This window comes from Micromonospora globosa (genome assembly GCF_000717585.1).
Taxonomy (GTDB): domain Bacteria; phylum Actinomycetota; class Actinomycetes; order Mycobacteriales; family Micromonosporaceae; genus Micromonospora; species Micromonospora aurantiaca.
On the sequence record NZ_JNZR01000042.1, the window covers coordinates 1 to 18,138 of the forward strand.

The 18,138-nt window shown below is 73.3% G+C and carries 13 protein-coding genes, 1 pseudogene and 1 riboswitch; of the genes and pseudogenes, 6 read left to right on the top strand and 8 right to left on the bottom strand.

Going from position 1 to position 18,138, the window contains the following annotated elements; all coding sequences use genetic code 11:
* Positions 1 to 389: 389 nt before the first annotated feature.
* The 4 genes from IF06_RS0128875 to IF06_RS0128890 all read right to left on the bottom strand — a co-directional run bounded on the left by IF06_RS0128875 (position 390) and on the right by IF06_RS0128890 (position 4,430).
* Positions 390 to 1,232: a C39 family peptidase gene (locus tag IF06_RS0128875; RefSeq protein WP_036311761.1), complete on the bottom strand. Its 843-nt coding sequence runs from the start codon at positions 1,230 to 1,232 to the stop codon at positions 390 to 392.
* 204 nt (positions 1,233 to 1,436) lie between these two features.
* Positions 1,437 to 1,579, bottom strand: a riboswitch (cyclic di-AMP (ydaO/yuaA leader).
* Between the two features lie 308 nt (positions 1,580 to 1,887).
* Entirely contained in the window at positions 1,888 to 2,652 is a 765-nt protein-coding gene (locus IF06_RS0128880) for a hypothetical protein (protein ID WP_030274793.1), read from the bottom strand.
* 135 nt (positions 2,653 to 2,787) lie between these two features.
* Entirely contained in the window at positions 2,788 to 3,132 is a 345-nt protein-coding gene (locus tag IF06_RS0128885) for a hypothetical protein (RefSeq protein WP_013285254.1), read from the bottom strand.
* Positions 3,133 to 3,212: 80 nt separating this feature from the next.
* Entirely contained in the window at positions 3,213 to 4,430 is a 1,218-nt protein-coding gene (locus IF06_RS0128890; protein ID WP_030274795.1) for an acyltransferase family protein, read from the bottom strand.
* Between the two features lie 155 nt (positions 4,431 to 4,585).
* Between IF06_RS0128890 and IF06_RS0128895 the strand changes: the two genes are divergently transcribed.
* The 3 genes from IF06_RS0128895 to IF06_RS0128905 all read left to right on the top strand — a co-directional run bounded on the left by IF06_RS0128895 (position 4,586) and on the right by IF06_RS0128905 (position 8,019).
* Positions 4,586 to 5,911 carry a polysaccharide pyruvyl transferase family protein gene (locus IF06_RS0128895; RefSeq protein WP_030274796.1) on the top strand — a complete coding sequence of 442 codons (1,326 nt, stop codon included), beginning with the start codon at positions 4,586 to 4,588 and terminating at the stop codon, positions 5,909 to 5,911.
* Positions 5,912 to 5,951: 40 nt separating this feature from the next.
* Entirely contained in the window at positions 5,952 to 6,587 is a 636-nt protein-coding gene (locus IF06_RS0128900; RefSeq protein WP_013474723.1) for an alpha-ketoglutarate-dependent dioxygenase AlkB, read from the top strand.
* Between the two features lie 94 nt (positions 6,588 to 6,681).
* Entirely contained in the window at positions 6,682 to 8,019 is a 1,338-nt protein-coding gene (locus IF06_RS0128905; RefSeq protein ID WP_030274798.1) for a uracil-xanthine permease family protein, read from the top strand.
* A gap of 607 nt (positions 8,020 to 8,626) precedes the next feature.
* Here the strand turns inward: IF06_RS0128905 and IF06_RS32375 are convergent.
* Positions 8,627 to 10,835 (bottom strand): annotated as a pseudogene (locus IF06_RS32375) (DNA topoisomerase IV subunit A); the annotation flags it as partial.
* 32 nt (positions 10,836 to 10,867) lie between these two features.
* The gene (locus tag IF06_RS0128915; protein WP_036311762.1) at positions 10,868 to 12,925 is read right to left on the bottom strand and encodes a DNA topoisomerase IV subunit B; all 2,058 of its coding nucleotides are present in this window, start codon (positions 12,923 to 12,925) and stop codon (positions 10,868 to 10,870) included.
* A 347-nt stretch (positions 12,926 to 13,272) separates the two neighbouring features.
* Between IF06_RS0128915 and IF06_RS0128920 the strand changes: the two genes are divergently transcribed.
* Positions 13,273 to 14,529, top strand: coding sequence for a hypothetical protein (locus IF06_RS0128920; protein ID WP_013285247.1), 1,257 nt, complete (start codon positions 13,273 to 13,275; stop codon positions 14,527 to 14,529).
* Positions 14,530 to 14,569: 40 nt separating this feature from the next.
* Here the strand turns inward: IF06_RS0128920 and IF06_RS0128925 are convergent, their stop codons facing one another.
* Positions 14,570 to 15,202, bottom strand: a complete 633-nt coding sequence (locus tag IF06_RS0128925) for a class I SAM-dependent methyltransferase (protein ID WP_030274801.1) — start codon at positions 15,200 to 15,202, stop codon at positions 14,570 to 14,572.
* Positions 15,202 to 15,639 carry an RrF2 family transcriptional regulator gene (locus tag IF06_RS0128930; RefSeq protein ID WP_013474717.1) on the bottom strand — a complete coding sequence of 146 codons (438 nt, stop codon included), beginning with the start codon at positions 15,637 to 15,639 and terminating at the stop codon, positions 15,202 to 15,204. Before IF06_RS0128930 ends, IF06_RS0128925 begins: the two co-directional genes overlap by 1 nt.
* A gap of 155 nt (positions 15,640 to 15,794) precedes the next feature.
* On the opposite strand from IF06_RS0128930, the gene IF06_RS0128935 reads away from it, so the two are divergent.
* Both IF06_RS0128935 and IF06_RS0128940 read left to right on the top strand, forming a co-directional pair.
* A complete protein-coding gene (locus IF06_RS0128935) occupies positions 15,795 to 17,006 on the top strand; it encodes a globin domain-containing protein (protein WP_030274803.1) in 1,212 nt (403 codons plus the stop codon).
* A gap of 213 nt (positions 17,007 to 17,219) precedes the next feature.
* Positions 17,220 to 18,077, top strand: a complete 858-nt coding sequence (locus IF06_RS0128940) for an alpha/beta fold hydrolase (RefSeq protein WP_013285243.1) — start codon at positions 17,220 to 17,222, stop codon at positions 18,075 to 18,077.
* Positions 18,078 to 18,138: the final 61 nt, after the last annotated feature.

Below are 18,138 nucleotides of genomic sequence, written 5' to 3' on the forward strand. Positions count from 1 at the left end.
CCCCACGCCGCTCGCCCTCGCCCCCGCCCCGTCCTCGCCCCCGCCCCGTCCTCGCCCCCGCGCGCCGCCCTCGCCCCGGCTCCGGCCGCCCACACTCCGCCCTCGCCGTCGATCTTGGAGTTGTGGCACCTTCCATAGCGGGTGAGCCGGACAAACTGGGCGCCACAAGTCCAAGATCGGCGCGCCAAGGCCGCATGAGGGCCGCGCCAGGGCCGGGCGGGGCGAGGGCGAGGGGCGAGCGCGGACCAGCCGCCGGGCCACCTGCGGGGCCACCAGCGCCACGAAGTCGACGGCGCCGACCTGGGCGGTGACGGACGGGGGCGAGGGAGGGCGGGACGGGGAAGGCCGGCACCCCGGGTGGGGTGCCGGCCTTCGGGCGTGCGGGACGGTCAGGCGGAGTAGCCGCGGCTGGCGATCCAGTGCGCCAGGTCGATCGTGGTGATCCAGTACGAGGGCAGCGACGGGTCGGCCGAGTCGGCGATCCGTACGGTCCGGCCGTCGTCCTTGTAGCCGACCACCGCGACGTAGTGGCCACCAGGGAACGAGTGCCAGCCGCCGTTGGTGTCGGTGGCCGTACCGGCGACGTTCGCGACGACCCCGCGGCCGTTGCTGATCGCCTCGACCACGTCGGCCTGGAGGCGGTCCATCTGCGCCGGGGTGGCCGAGCCGGGAATCATGCGGGTCCGGTACGGGTTGCCCTTGACCTGCTGGTTGAGCACCCGAGTGGTGTCCTCGGCCGAGTTGGTGCCCATCTCGGTGGTGCCGAGGGGGCCGGCGAGCGCGTCCTGGCTGCGCTCGACGCCGGCGGCGCTGAGCGCGTTGCGCACGGCGGCCGGGCCGCAGTAGAAGTAGTTGATCTGGGCCTGGTAGTCGTAGTCGAGCGACTTGCTCGACGGCGGCTTCGGCTTGGCCTTGGGCGTGGTGTCCGGGTCGGCAGCGGCCTTCGCGGACGGGGAGGCGCTCGGCGACGTGCTGGGCGAGGCGGAGGCGCTGGGCGACGCCTGCGGTACGGCGATGCGGGCCTCGCTGCGGCTGGCGGGCTGCTCGCCGAGGCGGGCGGCGCCGAGGTCGGCGACCGCGGCGGTGTTCTCCTGGACCGGGGCGTCGTCACCCGCGGTGGCGACGGTGCCGGCGCCGGCGGCCAGCACGAGCGCGGCGGCCGATCCGGCGATGATCTGGTACGGGCGTTCGGTGACGATCCGTCGCAGCTGACGCTTCAGGTGGTGCTTCACGAAATCCTCCACGGGGCGTGAGCGGCACACGCCGGCCCGGCACGCGGAGGAACTCACACGTGCTGGCGGGGCCGGATGGCCGGGGGATCGGGAACGCCCGTGATGCCGGGCGCCCAGGGGGCGGTTGCCGGTCGCGCGTCAGGCGCGCGCGGGCACCGCTTCGCCGTGGAGGCGGGGGGACGATCGAGGGGTGGGCACGCGGGGTACTCCTTCCGTGGCCGCCGACCGGGTTAGCTGACGGATTCGGGCGGGAAGTACGCCCTACCGCGGGCCGTGGGCTCGCGGATTCACCCCGATGGTGCTCATGGGTCCCCGGTTCGTGGAACACGATTAGGCGGGTCGGTGCGGCGTCGCCGTCGGCGATCGATTACCGCATCGGACGCGCCGACACTACCGGTGGGTATGTCCCCTGCCAAGCGCTCCCACCTGCGTAAACGTGATCCGTGGTAACGGATTTCGGAACACCCGGTTACTGACTTCACTCAATGGGACAAGCAGTTTCGACGGCGCCCGGCGGCGGAAAGCGGACAGACGGCGACCACCCGGCCCGCAATCGCGATACTCGATGACCCGTTCTGCGCCCGGCGCCCGTTTCGGTGAACCGGGTGACCGGGCTCACCACGTTCCGGGTAACGATTCGGTCGAGACGGCCGTCTCAGCCGACCCGGGCCGGGCGCCACCGCGCGTTCCGGACCGACGCGGGCACCGGCGAGGTGCTCGCCGTCGCGCTCCGGTACGCCGGGACGGGCCGCAGCGCCACGGTGGCCGCGTACGCCTCGGCGGCGAGCGTCCGGGCGGCCTCGGCGGCCAGTTCCGCGTCCCGCCAGGCTGCCCGCTCCCGCGCGGCGGCGCTCTCCCATCCGGCCCGGCGCCCGTCCCTGACGGTGCGGGCCAGCACGATCTCCTGCTCGGCCGGGTGCCGGCGCGGATCCCACCCGTTGCGGCGCGCCAGCACGTCGGCGAGCTGACGGGCGGTGAGGTCGCCCCGCCAGTGCGCCGTCATGGCGGCGTGGCGCAGCCAGCGCTCCCGGGCCGCGTACTCCGCAGGGGTTCGTGGCGTGCGCGGCGCGGCCAGCGCGGCGGCGCCGGCGAGGCGGCGGGCGGCGGCGTCCGCCTCGTCGTACGCGGTCCAGGCCCGGTCCGCCTCGTCCTGCGCGGCCAGCCACCGCTCCCGGCGGCGACGGGCCGTCTGGGCGGCCCCGGCGGCGGCCACCGCCACCTCCTCGGCGTACCGGATCAGGTCGTCGCGGCGGGCGGCGTCGGCGTCGGCCGGCTCGGGGGCGGTCTCCGGCGCGGGGTCGCGTTCGGGCCGGGCGACGAGCGCGGCGAGCAGGCCCAGCGCGAGCAGCAGGAGGAAGGACCAGATGGCGGCGGCCTCGGGCACGGAGGTGAGGAAGTGGTACAGAGCGGTCTGCGACATGGTCGGCACCTCACGGGAAGGACCTGGCGGGAGGACCCGCACGACCTCGCCGGGGCGGGCCGGTGGAGGGCCGCCGGGGCGGGTGCGGGGATGACGTGCGGTGGGTGCGGAGAACGGGCGCGGCCCGTGAGCGGGTCAGCGGGCGGGCGGTGCCCGCGGGCCGGCCGGTGCGACGGCCCGTCCGGCCGGGACCGGCTCCACGACGGCCGGGGCGGCCGCCCGGGGTGCGGGCGCCGGAACCCCGGCGGGAGCGGCCTGCCGCTCGGCCACGCGGTCGGCCTCCGGCCGCGTCGCGGTCGAGGCGCCGGTGACCGTGTACGTCGAGGCGGCGACCGCCGGAGCCGGGGCGGCAGCGGCGACACCGGCCGGCAGCGTGGCGGCGCCGAACGAACAGGCGACGACCACGGCGAGACTGGCGAGCATCCGGGCGGTCCAGCGCGCCACCCACCACACGGGGCAGGTGAGCGCGATCGGAAGCACGGGTACAAATTACCGCCGATCCCCCACGAACGCACCGCCGCACGGCGTGTCGCGGATCGACCGGCGGACGTGTGCGCGTGTCAGTCCGGGCGACGCCGCCCGGCGTACTCGATGTCCTCGGCCGGACCGGTGACGGGCCTCGCGCCGCCGTCGGCGGCCGGGCTGGTGGCGGGCTCGGCGGGCTCGCGCGGAGCCGGCACGGCCGGTGCGCGCGACGCCGCGCGGACCCGGCGGGACGGGCCGAGCAGGCGCATCATCGGTGTCTCCACCCAGCGGTGCAGCGCGGCGGCCAGCGCGAGCGTGACCACCAGGAAGCCGAGCACCGCGACCGGGCCGCGCCAGCCGGGCAGCCCGGTCCCCCAGTGCCCGGTCAGCCGCAGCACTGTGACCATGACGAGCACGTGCACCAGGTAGAAGGCGAACGAGACCTCACCGAGCCAGACCATCGCCCGGGACCGCCAGGGGGTGGGGCGGCCGCGCACGTCGGCGTCCGCCGCGGCGGCGATGACCAGCAGGTACGCGACAGCGAGCAGCGCCGCCCAGAACTCGGCCGGGATCCACAGCGCGGCGATCACCCAGGTGGCGACGAAGAGCCCGGTGGCGGCGGCGAGGTTCGGTCCGCGCCAGCGGTGCCGGCGCATCAGCTCGGCGGCGGCCACGCCCATCCAGAACTCCAGCGACCGGGTCACCGGGAAGATCTGGGTGAACCACCACCGCTGCTCCTCCGGCACGAGCTGCTGGCCGGGCCACAGCGCCAGGATGAGCAGTGGTGCCGCGACCAGCACGGTCCGCAGCACGCCGGTACGGGCCCGGCGCAGCCACGGCACCACGAGCGGCAGGCACAGGTAGAAGGCCAGCTCGCAGGAGAGCGACCAGCTCACGTTGTTGACGCTGTAGAAGTAGCCGCCCAGCGGGATCCACGCCTGGACCAGGAAGAAGTTGGCGATCGCGGCCCACGGCACGACCGGGTCGGCGAACCAGGCCGCTACGGCCAGCGCCGCGACGAACGTCACCACGTGGTTCGGGTAGATCTTGGCGAACCGGCGGCGCAGGAACGTCCACGCGCGCTCCCCGTCCCGGTACGACCAGACCAGCACGAACCCGCTGAGGATGAAGAAGAACTCGACGCCGGACAGGCCCAGGCTGAACGCCTTGTCGACCAGGGGCTTCAGGTGCGGCTCGGCGATGATCCCCATGGTCCCGGCGTGGAAGCCGAAGACCAGCAGCGCGGCCACCCACCGCAATCCGGTCAGCGACGGCAGTCGCGGGGCACGGGTGACGGTCGGCGCGCTGGTCATTCCGGGCACCCTACCCCGGGGAACCGGGACGTTCCCGGCGAGCCGACGTCCGCTCGGCTCCGCTCGGGCGGCGGATAGGATTTCCGTTCTGCACGCGCGGGCACCCACCCGGCTCCCGCCCGCACGCCGTGCCGTACGGAAGGTGAGCGAACCGGATGCACCAGCGGATCCTGCTCCGCGCCCGCAAGGGCCCGTTCGACGTCCTCACGCCCGAGGAGACGTTCGCCGGCAACTGGATCGGGGACAACAGCGGCAACCTGGTCTTCAGCCACGCCGCGCACAAGCTGCTCGCCACCTCCACGGCCGAGATCACACCGACACGCACCCCGGCCGACCCGCGTCTCGCCGACGAGATCAACGAGCGGCACGACGTGTTCGTCGTACCGCTGGCGAACGCGTTCCGCCGCAGCTTCGTGCACCGCCTGACGCCGCTGACCCGGCTGATCGAACGGCTGAAGATCCCGGTGGTGGTGCTCGGCGTCGGCGTGCAGACGAACGTCGACGGCGACCGCGAGTACCTGCGGCCGATCGACGAGCCGGTCCGCGCGTTCTGCAAGGCCGTGCTGGACCGGTCGCACAGCATCGGCGTACGCGGCGAGGTGACCGAGAGCTACCTCAACGCGCTGGGCTTCTCCGCCGTGGAGCAGATCGGCTGCCCGTCGATGTTCCTGCACGGCGACACGTTCCAGCTGGAGAAGAGCCGCCCGGAGCTGACCGCCGACTCGAAGGTCGCGCTCACCATCTCCCCGTACGTCCGCTCGATGGCCTCGGTGGTCCGCCACCACCAGGAGCGCTACCCGAACCTCTGCTACGTGCCGCAGGACCTGCGCACGCTCGGCACCCTGCTCTACGGCGACGCGCCCGAGCACCGGGGCCAGAGCAGCGACATCCCGCTGCACACCTCGCACCCGCTGTTCGCCGAGGACAAGGTGCGCATGTTCGTCGACCCGTGGACCTGGATGTCGCACCTGTCCGGGTACGACTTCGCGTTCGGCACCCGCATCCACGGCACCATCACCGCGCTCGTGGCGGGCACGCCCGGCTACCTGTTCGCGCACGACTCGCGCACCCTGGAACTGGCCCGCTACTTCGGCATCCCGCACCGGATCATGCGGGACGTGCCGGCCGACGTCGACGCCGCCGACCTCTACGCGGAGGCCGACTACACAGCGCTCAACGACGGCCACAAGGCCCGCTTCGAGACCATCACCGCGTTCCTGCGCAAGCACGACCTCGGCACCTCGTTCGCCGACGGCGACAGCGCCGCGCGCTTCGACAGGCAGGTCGGCGAGACGGTGTTCCCGCCGGCCGTCCGGCCCGCCGCCGCCACCACGCCGGCCGAACTGCTGACCCGCATCGAACGGCTGCGCGACGAGAACGCCACGCTCACCGCCACCATCGACGCGCTGCGCTCGCAGCAGCTCCGGGAGCGGATCAAGCAGGCCGTCCCGGGCAAGGTCCGCCGGATGCTGCGGCGCTGATCGTCGTACGCCTGTTCGAGAGCGGGGTACGATCGGCTGCGTGTCCGACGCGTACCAGCCCTCGATGCTCGACCTGGCCGAGCAGGGCCCGACCCTGGGCCCGCTCGCCGGGGCGCTGCGCCGGCACGAACTGAGCCGGGGCGCCTGGGTCGATCACCTGCCCGGCTGGGTGCGCGGCTCCGACGAGGTGCTCGACACGCTGCGCCACGACGTGCCCTGGCGGGCCGAACGCCGGACCATGTACGACACCGAGGTCGACGTGCCCCGGCTGCTCTGCTGGTACGCCGCCGGCCGGCCGCTGCCGCACCCGGTGCTCACCGAGGCCCGGGACGCGCTCACCCGGCACTACGCGCCCGAACTGGGCGAGCCGTTCGTCACCGCCGGCATGTGCCTCTACCGCGACGGGCGCGACAGCGTGGCCTGGCACGGCGACACCCTGGGCCGCTCCGCGCACACCGACACCATGGTGGCGATCGTCTCGTTCGGCTCCCCGCGCGCGCTGCTGCTGCGCCCGCGCGGCGGAGGCGGCGGCAGCCTGCGGTTCCCGCTCGGCCACGGCGACCTCGTGGTCATGGGCGGCTCCTGCCAGCGCACCTGGGAACACGCGGTGCCGAAGACCACCCGGCCGGTCGGCCCCCGGGTCAGCGTCCAGTTCCGTCCCACCGGCGTCGCCTGAGCCGGGGCGGGACCACGTCCCGCCAGGGCACGTGCTAGAAACAACTCCCAGGGTCGATCACGCCCCCGTCACCCGATGACGCGAAGGGCGACCGATGACCCAGTCCCCCACCTCCCGCTGGTCCCCGTGGACCCTGCACGGCGACGGCCGCCAGGTACGCCCCGGCGACGTGGTCGCACCCGACGAACGGCTCTCCTGGCCGCGCACCATCGGCGTGGGCGTGCAGCACGTGGTCGCCATGTTCGGCGCCACCTTCACCGTCCCGCTGATCACCGGCTTCCCGCCCGCCACCACGCTGCTGTTCTCCGGGCTCGGCACGCTGCTGTTCCTGCTGATCACCGGCAACCGGCTGCCCTCGTACCTCGGGTCGTCGTTCGCGTTCATCGCGCCGGTCCTGGCGGCGAAGACCGACGGCGGCATCGGCGCGGCCCTCGGCGGCATCGTGGTCGCGGGCGTCGCGCTGGCGATCGTCGGCGTGGTGGTGCAGGTGGCCGGATCCCGCTGGATCGACGCGCTGATGCCGCCTGTGGTCACCGGCGCGATCGTCATGCTGATCGGCCTCAACCTCGCGCCGGTCGCGTGGGACGGCGGCGGGTCCGGCACCGGCGTGAAGGCGCAGCCGCTGATCGCCATGGTCACGCTCGTCGCGATCCTGCTCACCACTGTGCTGTTCCGCGGCTTCGTGGCGCGGCTGTCGATCCTCGTCGGCGTGGTGGTCGGCTGGGTGCTCGCCGCGCTCACCGGCAACCTCGACCAGCAGGCGGTCAGCAGCCTGCGCCAGGCGGCCTGGGTCGGTTTCCCCGAGTTCCACACGCCGAGCTTCGACGCGCGTGCCGTCGTGCTGGTCATCCCGGTGATCCTGGTGCTGATCGCGGAGAACGCCGGGCACGTCAAGGCGGTAGCCGCGATGACCGGCCGCAACCTGGACCGCGACATGGGCCGGGCGCTGCTCGGCGACGGTGTCGCCACGGTGCTGGCCGGGTCCGGTGGCGGTTCCGGCACCACCACGTACGCGGAGAACATCGGCGTGATGGCGGCGACCCGTGTCTACTCCACCGCCGCGTACTGGATCGCCGGCGGCACGGCGATCCTGCTCGGGCTCTGCCCGAAGTTCGGCGCGCTGATCCTCACCGTCCCGGCCGGCGTGCTCGGTGGCGCCACCACCGCGCTGTACGGCCTGATCGCCATTCTGGGCGCCCGGATCTGGATCGAGAGCCGGGTCGACTTCCACGACCCGATCAACCTGTTCACCGCCGCCGTGGCGGTGATCATCGGCGCCGCCAACTACACGCTGACGGCCGGTGATCTGTCGTTCAACGGCATCGCGTTGGGCACTGCCGCCGCCCTGGTCATCTACCACGGCATGCGCCTGATCGCCCGCCTGCGCGGCACGACCCCCGAGTCCCGCCAGTCCCCCGAACCCGAACTCTGACCCGCCCCACCGCCGCCCCGACCCTCGCCCCGTCGATCATGAAGTTGGCGGCACAGTTTGCCCGATTCACGCCCGCCAACTTCATGGTCAACAGGCGGTGGGGGGCGATCAGGTCACCCGGAGGGCCCGACCGCGTCGATCATGAGGTTAGCGGCACTCGGTGTCCGTTTTGTCGCCGCTAACCTCATGATCGACCGTGCAGAGTGGGGGCGAGTGCCCAGACGCCCGGAACTCGCCAGCCGCCCAGGGCGCCCAGTGCGGCAGGAGCGCCCGCTGCGGTGATCAAGGAGTTTGTGGTCGGCGCGGGGCGTGAAGAGGCCGCTAACTCCTTGATCAACCGGGTTGGGTGGGGCCGGGAGGGGCGCAGCGGGGAGGACGGGTCGGGTGGCCGGAGGGCTGGGGCGGCCAGGGCCACGCCGCCGGGCCGGGTGCGGGCGGAGGCAGGGGACGAGCGGCGGCGACTGAGCGGTTGGGGCGGGGGGGGCGGGGCGCCCCCCCCCACCCCCCCAGGCGCGGGCGGTCTTCTTCGGCGCGATCCGCACGGACGACTCGAAGCACGGTGAGCCGATGGTGGTCACGTCGACCGGAGCCACGGTGAAGGTGACGCCGCCCTTCCCTTCGCCGGGTACGCCTTGAACGGCGTCACCTTCACCGTGGCTCCGGTCGACGTGACCACCATCGGCTCACCGTGCTTCGAGTCGTCCGTGCGGATCGCGCCGAAGAAGACCGCCCGCGCACGCCTCCGACGAGACGAACGCCAGCGTCTCGGCGCCGTCGGTCAGCCAGGTCGCGCCGATGACCTCGTCGCCGTCACGCAGCGAGATCACCTCGAACTCGTCGGAGCGGACCGGCCAGTCCGGGGCGCACACCTTCACCACGCCCGCCCGGGTGCCGAGCGCCAGGCCGGGCGACCCCTGCGCGGACGGGCCCAGCGGCGCGAGCCCGACCACCGTCTCGCCCGGCTCCAGCGGCACCACTTCCGCCGCCGACATGCCGCCGCGCAGCGACACCGTGCCGGACTGCTCCGGCAGCACCGGCAACGGCAACACGTCGATCTTGAACGCGCGGCCGGCGCTGGTCACCAGCAGCACCCGCCCGCGGGCGGTGGAGTGCACGATCGCGCGTACCGCGTCGTGCTTGACCCGGCCGCTGCGCCGGCGCGCCTCGGCGGCCTCCTCCGACTCGGCCGCGGTCCGCGCCACCAGCCCGGTGGCGGAGAGGATCACCTGGCACGGGTCGTCGGCGACCTCCAGCGGACCGGCGGGCACCGAGGCGGCCAGCACCTCCTTGAGGTCGCCGTCGACGAGCGTGGTGCGTCGCGGCGCGCCGAACTGCTTGACCACGGCGGCCAGCTCGTCGGAGACCACCTTCCGAAGCACCTTCTCGTCGTCCAGGATCTTCGACAGCTCGGCGATCTCGCCGCGCAGCTTCTCCTGCTCGGCCTCCAGTTCCAGCCGGTCGTACTTGGTCAGCCGGCGCAGCGGAGTGTCCAGGATGTAGGTCGCCTGGATCTCGGAGAGCTTGAACCGCTGCATCAGGCCGTCCTTGGCGGCCTGGGCGTCCTCGCTGGCACGGATCAGCTTGACCACCCGGTCGATGTCGAGCAGGGCGATCAGCAGGCCGTCGACCAGGTGCAGGCGCTCCTCCCGCTTGCGCTTGCGGTACGAGCTGCGCCGGGTCACCACCTCGTAGCGGTGGGCCAGGAACACGTCGAGCAGTTCCTTGAGCCCGAGCGTGCGCGGCTGGCCGTCGACGAGCACCAGGTTGTTCACGCCGAAGGACTGCTCCAGCGGGGTGAGCCGGTAGAGGTCGGCCAGCAGCGCCTGCGGGTTGACGCCGACCTTGCACTCCACCACCAGGCGGGTGCCGTTCTCCCGGTCGGTGAGGTCCTTGACGTCGGCGATCCCGGTCAGCCGCTTGGTCTTGTTCACCTCGTTGGTGATGGCCGCGATGACCTTCTCGGCGCCGACGCCGTACGGCAGTTCGGTCACGGTGATGGCCTGCCGGCCGCGGCTGCCCTCCAGCGGGCCGATCTCCACCCGGCCGCGCATGCGCACCACGCCGCGCCCGGTCTCGTACGCGCGGCGCACCTCGTCCAGGCCGAGCAGCAGCCCGCCGGTCGGCAGGTCGGGGCCGGGCACGAACTCCATGAGCTTGTCGAGTGTGGCGTCCGGGTGGTTGATCAGCCACCGGGCGGCCTGGACCACCTCGCCGAGGTTGTGCGGGATCATGTTCGTCGCCATGCCGACCGCGATGCCGGACGCGCCGTTGACCAGCAGGTTCGGGAACGCGGCCGGCAGCACCGTGGGCTGGGTCAGCGAGCCGTCGTAGTTCGGCTCGACGTCGACGGTGTCCTCACCCAGCTCGCCGGTGAGCAGCATCGCCTCCCGGGACATCCGGGCCTCGGTGTAGCGGGCCGCGGCCGGGCCGTCGTCCGGGCTGCCGAAGTTGCCGTGCCCGTCGATGAGCGGGACGTTGAGGGAGAAGTCCTGCGCCAGCCGCACCATCGCGTCGTAGATAGCGGTGTCGCCGTGGGGGTGGTATTTACCCATCACGTCGCCGACGATCCGGGCGCTCTTGACGTGGCCGCGGTCCGGCCGGTGGCCCTGCTCGTGCATCGACCAGAGGATGCGCCGGTGCACCGGCTTGAGCCCGTCGCGCGCGTCGGGCAGGGCGCGGGAGTGGATGACCGAGAACGCGTACTCCAGGTAGGAGTCCGAGACCTCGGTGACCAGCGGGTTGTCGAAGACGCGGGCGCCGGCCTGGTCGAAGGCGGCCAGGTCCGCCTTCGCGCGGTCGTCCTTGCGGCGTGCCATGGTGCGGTTTCCTTCCGAGACGAACCCGTTGGTCAGGCGTCGATGGCGTCGCGGTCGACCCGGTCGGCGGAGTCGATCAGCCAGTTGCGGCGGGGCTCGACCTTCTCCCCCATCAGCAGTTCGAGGATCCGCTCGGCGGCCTCGACGTCGTCGAGCGTGATCCGGCGGACCGCCCGGGTGGCCGGGTTCATGGTTGTCTCCCACAGCTCGTCGGCGTCCATCTCACCGAGGCCCTTGAAGCGCGGGATGGGCGTGACGATCTGCTTGCCGGCCTTCTCCAGCTTGCGGACCGTCGCCTCCATCTCGGCCTGGGTGTAGGTGTAGACGGTCTGCGGGTTGCGCCCCTTCGTGGTGATCTTGTGCAGGGGCGGCATCGCCGCGTAGAGCCGACCGGCCTCGATCAGCGGCCGCATGTAGCGGGCGAACAGCGTGATCAGCAGGGTACGGATGTGCGCGCCGTCGACGTCCGCGTCGGCCATGATGAGCACCCGGCCGTACCGCAGGGCGGACAGGTCGAACGTGCGGCCGGAGCCGGCGCCGAGCACCTGCACGATCGCCGCGCACTCGGCGTTGTCCAGCACCTGCTGGAGGTTGGCCTTCTGCACGTTGAGGATCTTGCCGCGGATCGGCAGCAGCGCCTGGTATTCGGAGGAGCGGGCCATGCGGCTCGTCCCGAGCGCGCTGTCGCCCTCCACGATGAACAGCTCGCTGCGCTCCACGCCGGTGGCGCGGCAGTCGACGAGCTTGGCCGGCATGGCCGCGCCCTCCAGCGCGGTCTTGCGGCGGGCGGCGTCCTTCTGCTGCTTCTGGGTGAGCCGGACGCGGGCCGCGTCGACGATCTTCTGAAGCACCGTACGGGCCTCGGCCTTGGTCCGGCGGTCCTCCAGCCAGCTCTTGAGGTGCGCCTCGACCAGACCCTGGAGCACCTTGGTGATGCCGGCGGTGGACAGCTCGTCCTTGGTCTGCGAGGTGAACTGCGGTTCGGGGATGCGCACGTGCACCACGGCGGTCATGCCCTCCAGGACGTCGTCCAGGGTGGGCGCGTCCTCCTTGGGCTTGAGCAGGCCGCGGGCGTTGCGGGCGGCGTCGGCGAGGGTACGGGCGAGCGCCCGCTCGAAGCCCTTGCGGTGGGTGCCACCGTGGGCGTTGCGGATGGTGTTGGTGAAGCACTCGACGGTGCGCTCGTAGCCGGTGCCCCAGCGGAACGCCACCTCGACCTCGGCGCGGCGCTGCACGTTGGACTGCATGACGCCGTTGGCGTCGGCGGCGTTCTCCCGGTAGGTGCCCTCGCCGGTGACCAGCAGCGTGCCGGAGACCGGCCGGTCGCCGGCCGGGGCGAGGAACTCCACCATGTCGGTGAGGCCGTTGGGGAAGTGGAAGCTCTCCTCGACGCTCTGCTCGCCGGTCTCGTCGCGCAGCCGGTAGGCGACGCCGGGGACGAGGAACGCGGTGTTGCGCAGCTTGAGCCGGACCGTCTCGGTGTCGAGCGCGGCGCCGGTCTCGAAGTAGCGGGGGTCGTGCCACCAGCGGATCGAGGTGCCGGTGCGCTGGCCGCGCTTCATCGCGCCGACGATCTGGAGGCCGGGGCCGGGGGTGAACGGCGCGTCCGGCCCGTCGCCGTCGAAGACGCCCGGTACGCCGTGGCGGAACGACATGGCGTGGACCTTGCCGCCGCGCCGGACGGTGACGTCGAAGCGGCGGGACAGCGCGTTGACCGCTGACGCGCCGACGCCGTGCAGGCCGCCGGAGGTCTTGTAGCCGGAGCCGCCGAACTTGCCGCCCGCGTGCAGGCGGGTCAGCACCAGCTCGACGCCGGAGATGCCGGACTTCGCGTGCACGTCGGTGGGGATGCCCCGGCCGTCGTCGTCGACCTGGACCGAGCCGTCGGCGTGCAGGATCACGTCGACCTTGGTGGCGTGACCGGCGACACCCTCGTCGGTCGAGTTGTCGAGGATCTCGTTGACGAGGTGACCCACGCCACGGCTGTCGGTCGAGCCGATGTACATGCCCGGGCGCTTGCGGACGGCGTCGAGGCCCTCCAGATGCGTCAGGTCGTCGGCCCCGTAGAGGGTCTCAGGCTGTGCGGTCAACTGGTCGTACTCCCAGGTCTCGGCGGTGTGGTGCCGTTCACCGTGTGATCCCCCCACGGTGATCGCCGGGCGCGGCGCGCCGGAGCGAGCCTAGCCGGGTGCCCCGACAGGTCGGCGGCACCGGGGCGGTGCGTTGCGCGATCGGCCTGCCGGCCGGGTCCGCGCCGCGGCCGCGTACGGCGGCCGGCGGGACGGGCCGGGGCTCCAGGCGGCACAACGACCCGGGTACCGGATGTCTTCCCCGATGCGGGGCCACTGATGTCGAACCATTGACGTCCGTCACACGTGCGTGATCTGATCGCCCCCCTGAAGAATCTTTCACATTTCGATGTCTTGGGAGGTCGGGCATGTCCGTGTTCCGTCGTTCCGTGCTCGCGGCGGCGTTGGCGCTCGCCACGGTGGCGTTACCCGCCGCCGCGGCGCCCGCCCGGCCCGCAGCCGCCGCACTGCCCACCGCCGCGGTGGCGCTGGGAGACAGCTTCATCAGCGGTGAGGGCGCCGGGGCGTACGCGCCGGTCGTGGACGTCAACGGGGTGGCCCAGGGCTTCCCCGGCTGGTCCGCCGCCAACGCCAACGCCTACTTCTGCCACCGCTCCCCGAACGCCTCGCTGTTCCAGGCCGACCTGCCCGGTATCTCCGCGCGGTTCAACCTGGCCTGCTCGGGCGGCCAGCCGTACGACATCGCCAGCGCCTCGGCCACCCGGACCAAGGGGCGGCAGGTGGCCGCCCAGCTCGACCAGCTCCGGTCGGTGGCGCGGACCCACGACATCGATCTGGTGCTCGTCGGCCTCGGCTCGAACAACAGCTCGTTCACCTTCGGCAGCGTGGCGGAGAAGTGCGCCAACCGGTTCATCGCCGACGCGTGGACCGGCTGGTGGGAGTTCTGGGCGTACCTGGGCGGGCCGGTGGAGCAGAAGCCGTGCACCGACGCCGACCTGGGCACGGCCGCGCAGTTCGCCGCCGCCACCGCGGAGACCACAACGGCGCTGCGGCAACTGCTCACCACGCTGGACCAGATCGACGCCGACGGGCAGCACCGGGTGGTGTTCCAGGACTACACCAACCCGCTGCCGTTCGAGCTGAACCAGACCTACTGGACCGAGGACAGCCGCGACGACACCCGGGACAAGTTCCGCGCGCTGGGCGCCGAGCGGTACGCGGCCGGCTGCCCGATCCACCGGGCCAGCCTGGCGCCCGGCCACCGCTTCTCGCAGGGGCTCGGCACGCTCGTCAGCTCGGTACGCGGCACGCTCGCCGGCGAGTTCCCGCAGGACGACCTGGTCTACCTGAACGTGCAGCGCGCGTTCGACGGCGCCCGGCTCTGCGAGTCGACTGGCAGCCCGGGCAATGCCCTGGCCACGCCGATCCGGCTGATGGACGGCCCGAGCGGCACGTTCGTCACCAGCCTCTCCGGATACGACAAGCTCGACATCCAGCGGATCGCCAACGCCTGCGGCACGTACTTCCAGACCTGCCAGGAGTCGTGGCACCCGAACGCCGCCGGACACAAGGTGCTCGGCCGGTGCCTGGCCGGGGCGGCGGCGACCGGCGCCCGTACCGTCTCCTGCGTCCGCGCCCCGGACGGCACGGTGAGCGTGAGCTGAGCGCGCCGGACCGGGCCGGAAGAACCGGCCCGGTCCGGCGTCAGGCCCGGATCGCGGTGCCGAGCACGTGCGGCGAGGCCGGCGCCGGCAGCCCGGTCGGCGGGAAGCGGAAGCGGTCCAGCGCGGTCACCTCGAACCCGGCGGCCCGGATCGCGGCCACCGTGTCCCGGGCGGTGTGGCAGCCGGCGCAGAACAGCGGCCAGAGCGTGGCGTCGGCCAGGCGCTGGGCCCTGCGCAGGCCGGGCGTCTGCGCCACCACGTGTTCGTAGAAGCGCAGTTCGCCGCCGGGCCGCAGCACCCGGCGTGCCTCGCCCAGCGCGACCGCCTGGTCCGGCACCGAGCAGAGCACGAGCGACAGCACCACCGCGTCGGCGGCGCCGTCGGCGACCGGCAGCGCCTCGGCGAGACCGGCGACGACTGTCACAGGTACCCGGGCTCCGGGTGCGGCGGCGCGGGCCAGGGCACGCAGGCGTGGCTCCGGCTCGACGGCGACCACGCCGGTCACCCCCGGTGGGTAGTGCGCGAGGTTGCGCCCGTTGCCCGCGCCGACCTCGACCACCCGGCCGCGCAGCCCGGCGACCAGGCGGGCGCGGTGCTCGGCCATCCCGGCCTGGTCCATTGCGACGCTGGCGCGGGCGAAGAGCCGGGAGAAGATCGGATGGGAGACGGCCATCAGCGGCCTGCCGGTGGCGCGCCGAGGCTGAGCAGGAGCGGGCCGGCGGATCCGTCGACCAGGTCGCCGAGGCGTACTCCGTCGAGCACGGCGAGGAAGGCGGCCTGCGCGCGGCGCAGCTCACCGCGCAGCCGGCACTCCGCGACCAGCGGGCAGACCGGTTGCGCGCAGTCGACCACCTCGCCGTCGCCCTCGAAGGCGCGGACCACCCGCCCGACGGTGATGTCCCCGGCGTGTTCGGCGAAGGCCACGCCGCCGGAGCGGCCCCGGATGGTCACCAGGACGCCGATGCGTTGCAGCCGCTGCACCACCTTGGCGACGTGGCTGCGGGGCAGTTCGAGCCGGGTGGCGAGTTCGTCGACTGTGGCCCGGACCGGGGACGCGGCGGTCAGCATGGCGATCCGCAACGCCATGTCGGTCGACCGGTTCAGCCTCACGCACCGACCCTAGCCACTCGGCGCCGTCCGGGACACCAGCAGATTCACGGTGACCCTTGCCACCCCGGCACCGGGACCTTCGGCCCTGAAAGAGGAATCATGGATTCCTGTTTCGTGGAGATCGACCTGTTCGAACCCCGGAAGGAGATTCGGTCGTGCTCTCGGAATCCTCAGCTGCGGTCGTGACCGCCACCCTGCCCGTCGTGCAGGCGCACGGCGAGGCCATCACCGGCCGCTTCTACCAGCGGATGTTCGACGCCCACCCGGACCTGCTGGACCTGTTCAACCGGGGCAACCAGGCCACCGGAGCGCAGAAGGCGGCGCTCGCCTCGGCGGTGGTCGCGTACGCGGCGCACCTGACCGGCGACACCGGCATGCCGTGGGGACCGGTCCTGGACCGGATCGCGCACAAGCACGCCTCGCTCGGCATCACCGCCACCCAGTACCCGATCGTCGGCCGGCACCTGCTCGCCGCGGTCGGCGAGGTGCTCGGCGACGCGGTCACGCCGGAGGTGGCCGCCGCCTGGGACGAGGTCTACTGGCTGCTGGCCTGCGAGTTGATCGCCCGCGAGGCGCGGCTCTACGCCGGCGCCGGCGTGCCCGAGGGCGGTCCGGTGTGGCAGGACTGGCGGGTGACCGGCCGGGCCCGGGAGAGCGCCGACGTCGTCTCGCTCACCCTCGCGCCGGCCGCCGGCGGCGCCGCGCCCGGCTTCACCCCCGGCCGGTACGTCTCGGTCGCCGTCGACCTGGACGGCGGCCGGGGACAGCAGATCCGCCAGTACAGCCTCTCCGGCCGCCCGGGCGCCGACACGTGGCGGATCACGGTGAAGCGCGTACGCGGCGAGGGCGGCGCGCCCGACGGCATGGTTTCCGGCCACCTGCACGACCGGGTCGCGGTCGGCGACACGCTACGGCTGAGCCCCGCGTTCGGCGAGGTCGACGCCACCGGCGGCGACGGGCCGCTGCTGCTGATCAGCGCCGGCATCGGGCTCACCCCGGCGATGGCGGCGCTGGCCCACCTGGCCGACCGGAACCCCGGACGCCAGGTGACGCTGGCGCACGCCGACCGGGACGCCGAGGCACACGCGCTGCGCGCGGAACTCCCCGTGCTCCAGCAGCGGCTGCCGAACCTGGCCGTCCACCTCTGGTATCTCGACGCCGCCGGGGCCGACCTGCCCGGCCTGAAGGCTGAGGTGTCCGCCGGGCTGATCGACCCGGACCGGCTCCCGCTGCCCGCCGGGGCGGCCGCGCACCTGTGCGGTCCGATCGCGTTCATGAACCTGGTCCGGGGCAACCTGCTGCGCCGTGGTGTGCCGGCCGAGCGGATCGCCTACGAGGTGTTCGGTCCCGGGATGCTGCCGGGCTGACGCCCCGCCGCGAGACAGGACCTCCGCAGACCCGATTCTCCGGCACGAGGGCGCCCGTCCAGCGCCCGGAGCCTCCACGGCGGAGGCGACGGGTCCGCGGAGAAGTCGGCGATCTCCTGGGTGGGGGCGGAACCCGAGGGCAGGGGCGCGGGGCGAACGGGTCCGGCCACCCCTTGCTACCCACCGGTAGGTTCGGGCCGTACCCTGATCCGGGTGAGCGGGGACTACACCCAGGAGTTCGTGGACGTCGACGGCGCGCGCATCGGCGTGCAGGTCTACCCGGAGCCGGCCGGTCCGCCCGGCGCGCCGGTGGTGCTGATCTGGCCGGCCATGGGCGTACGCGCCCGCTACTACCGGCCGTTCGCCGCCGCGCTGCGCGACGCCGGGCTCGCGGTGATCGTGGCCGACCTGCGCGGCACCGGCGAGAGCACCCCTGCGCCGTCGCGCGCCTGCCGCTACGGCTACCAGGAGATGGCCACCGACGTCGGCGCCGTGCTCGACGCGCTCAAGCCCCGGCTGGACGGCCGTACCCGGCTGCTGCTCGGGCACTCCCTCGGCGGTCAGGTGGCGGTGCTGCACCAGGCGCTGCACGACGACGACCGGGTGGACGGGCTGGCCCTGGTGGCGGTGGGGCTGCCGTGGTGGCGGCGGTACCCGGGCCTGCGCGGGTGGGGCGTGCTGCCGTACACCCAGGCGATCGCGGCCACGGCCCGGCTGCTCGGCGTCTGGCCGGGCTGGGGCTTCGGCGGCCGGCAGGCCGCCGGCGTCATCCGGGACTGGGCGCACACGGCCCGCACCGGCCGCTTCCCCGCACTGGACGGGGTGGACACGGAGGCCGCCGTGCGGCGGATCCGCACACCTGTGCTGGCGGTGAGCGTCGACGACGACCAGTACACGCCGCACGAGACGCTCGACCACCTCTGCGAGAAGCTGACCGCGGCGCCGGTGACGCGGCACCGCTACACGGTCGCCGAGGCGGGCGCGCCGCTCGACCACTTCACCTGGGTACGCGCGTCGGCGCCCCTGGCCGACCGGATCGCCGCGTTCGCCGGCACGCTCCCCCGCCGCTGAGCCCTCCTCCTCCCCGCCACGCCGGGCGTGAGTCGCCCGATCGTGGGTATGCCGCACCGCC

Bases quoted from the DNA above. Each gene is read 5' to 3' on its own strand.
- IF06_RS0128890 (WP_030274795.1), bottom strand. From the start codon at position 4,430: ATGACCAGCGCGCCGACCGTCACCCGTGCCCCGCGACTGCCGTCGCTG.
- IF06_RS0128880 (WP_030274793.1), bottom strand. From the start codon at position 2,652: ATGTCGCAGACCGCTCTGTACCACTTCCTCACCTCCGTGCCCGAGGCC.
- IF06_RS0128895 (WP_030274796.1), top strand. From the start codon at position 4,586: ATGCACCAGCGGATCCTGCTCCGCGCCCGCAAGGGCCCGTTCGACGTC.
- IF06_RS0128920 (WP_013285247.1), top strand. From the start codon at position 13,273: ATGTCCGTGTTCCGTCGTTCCGTGCTCGCGGCGGCGTTGGCGCTCGCC.
- IF06_RS0128905 (WP_030274798.1), top strand. From the start codon at position 6,682: ATGACCCAGTCCCCCACCTCCCGCTGGTCCCCGTGGACCCTGCACGGC.
- IF06_RS0128925 (WP_030274801.1), bottom strand. From the start codon at position 15,202: ATGGCCGTCTCCCATCCGATCTTCTCCCGGCTCTTCGCCCGCGCCAGC.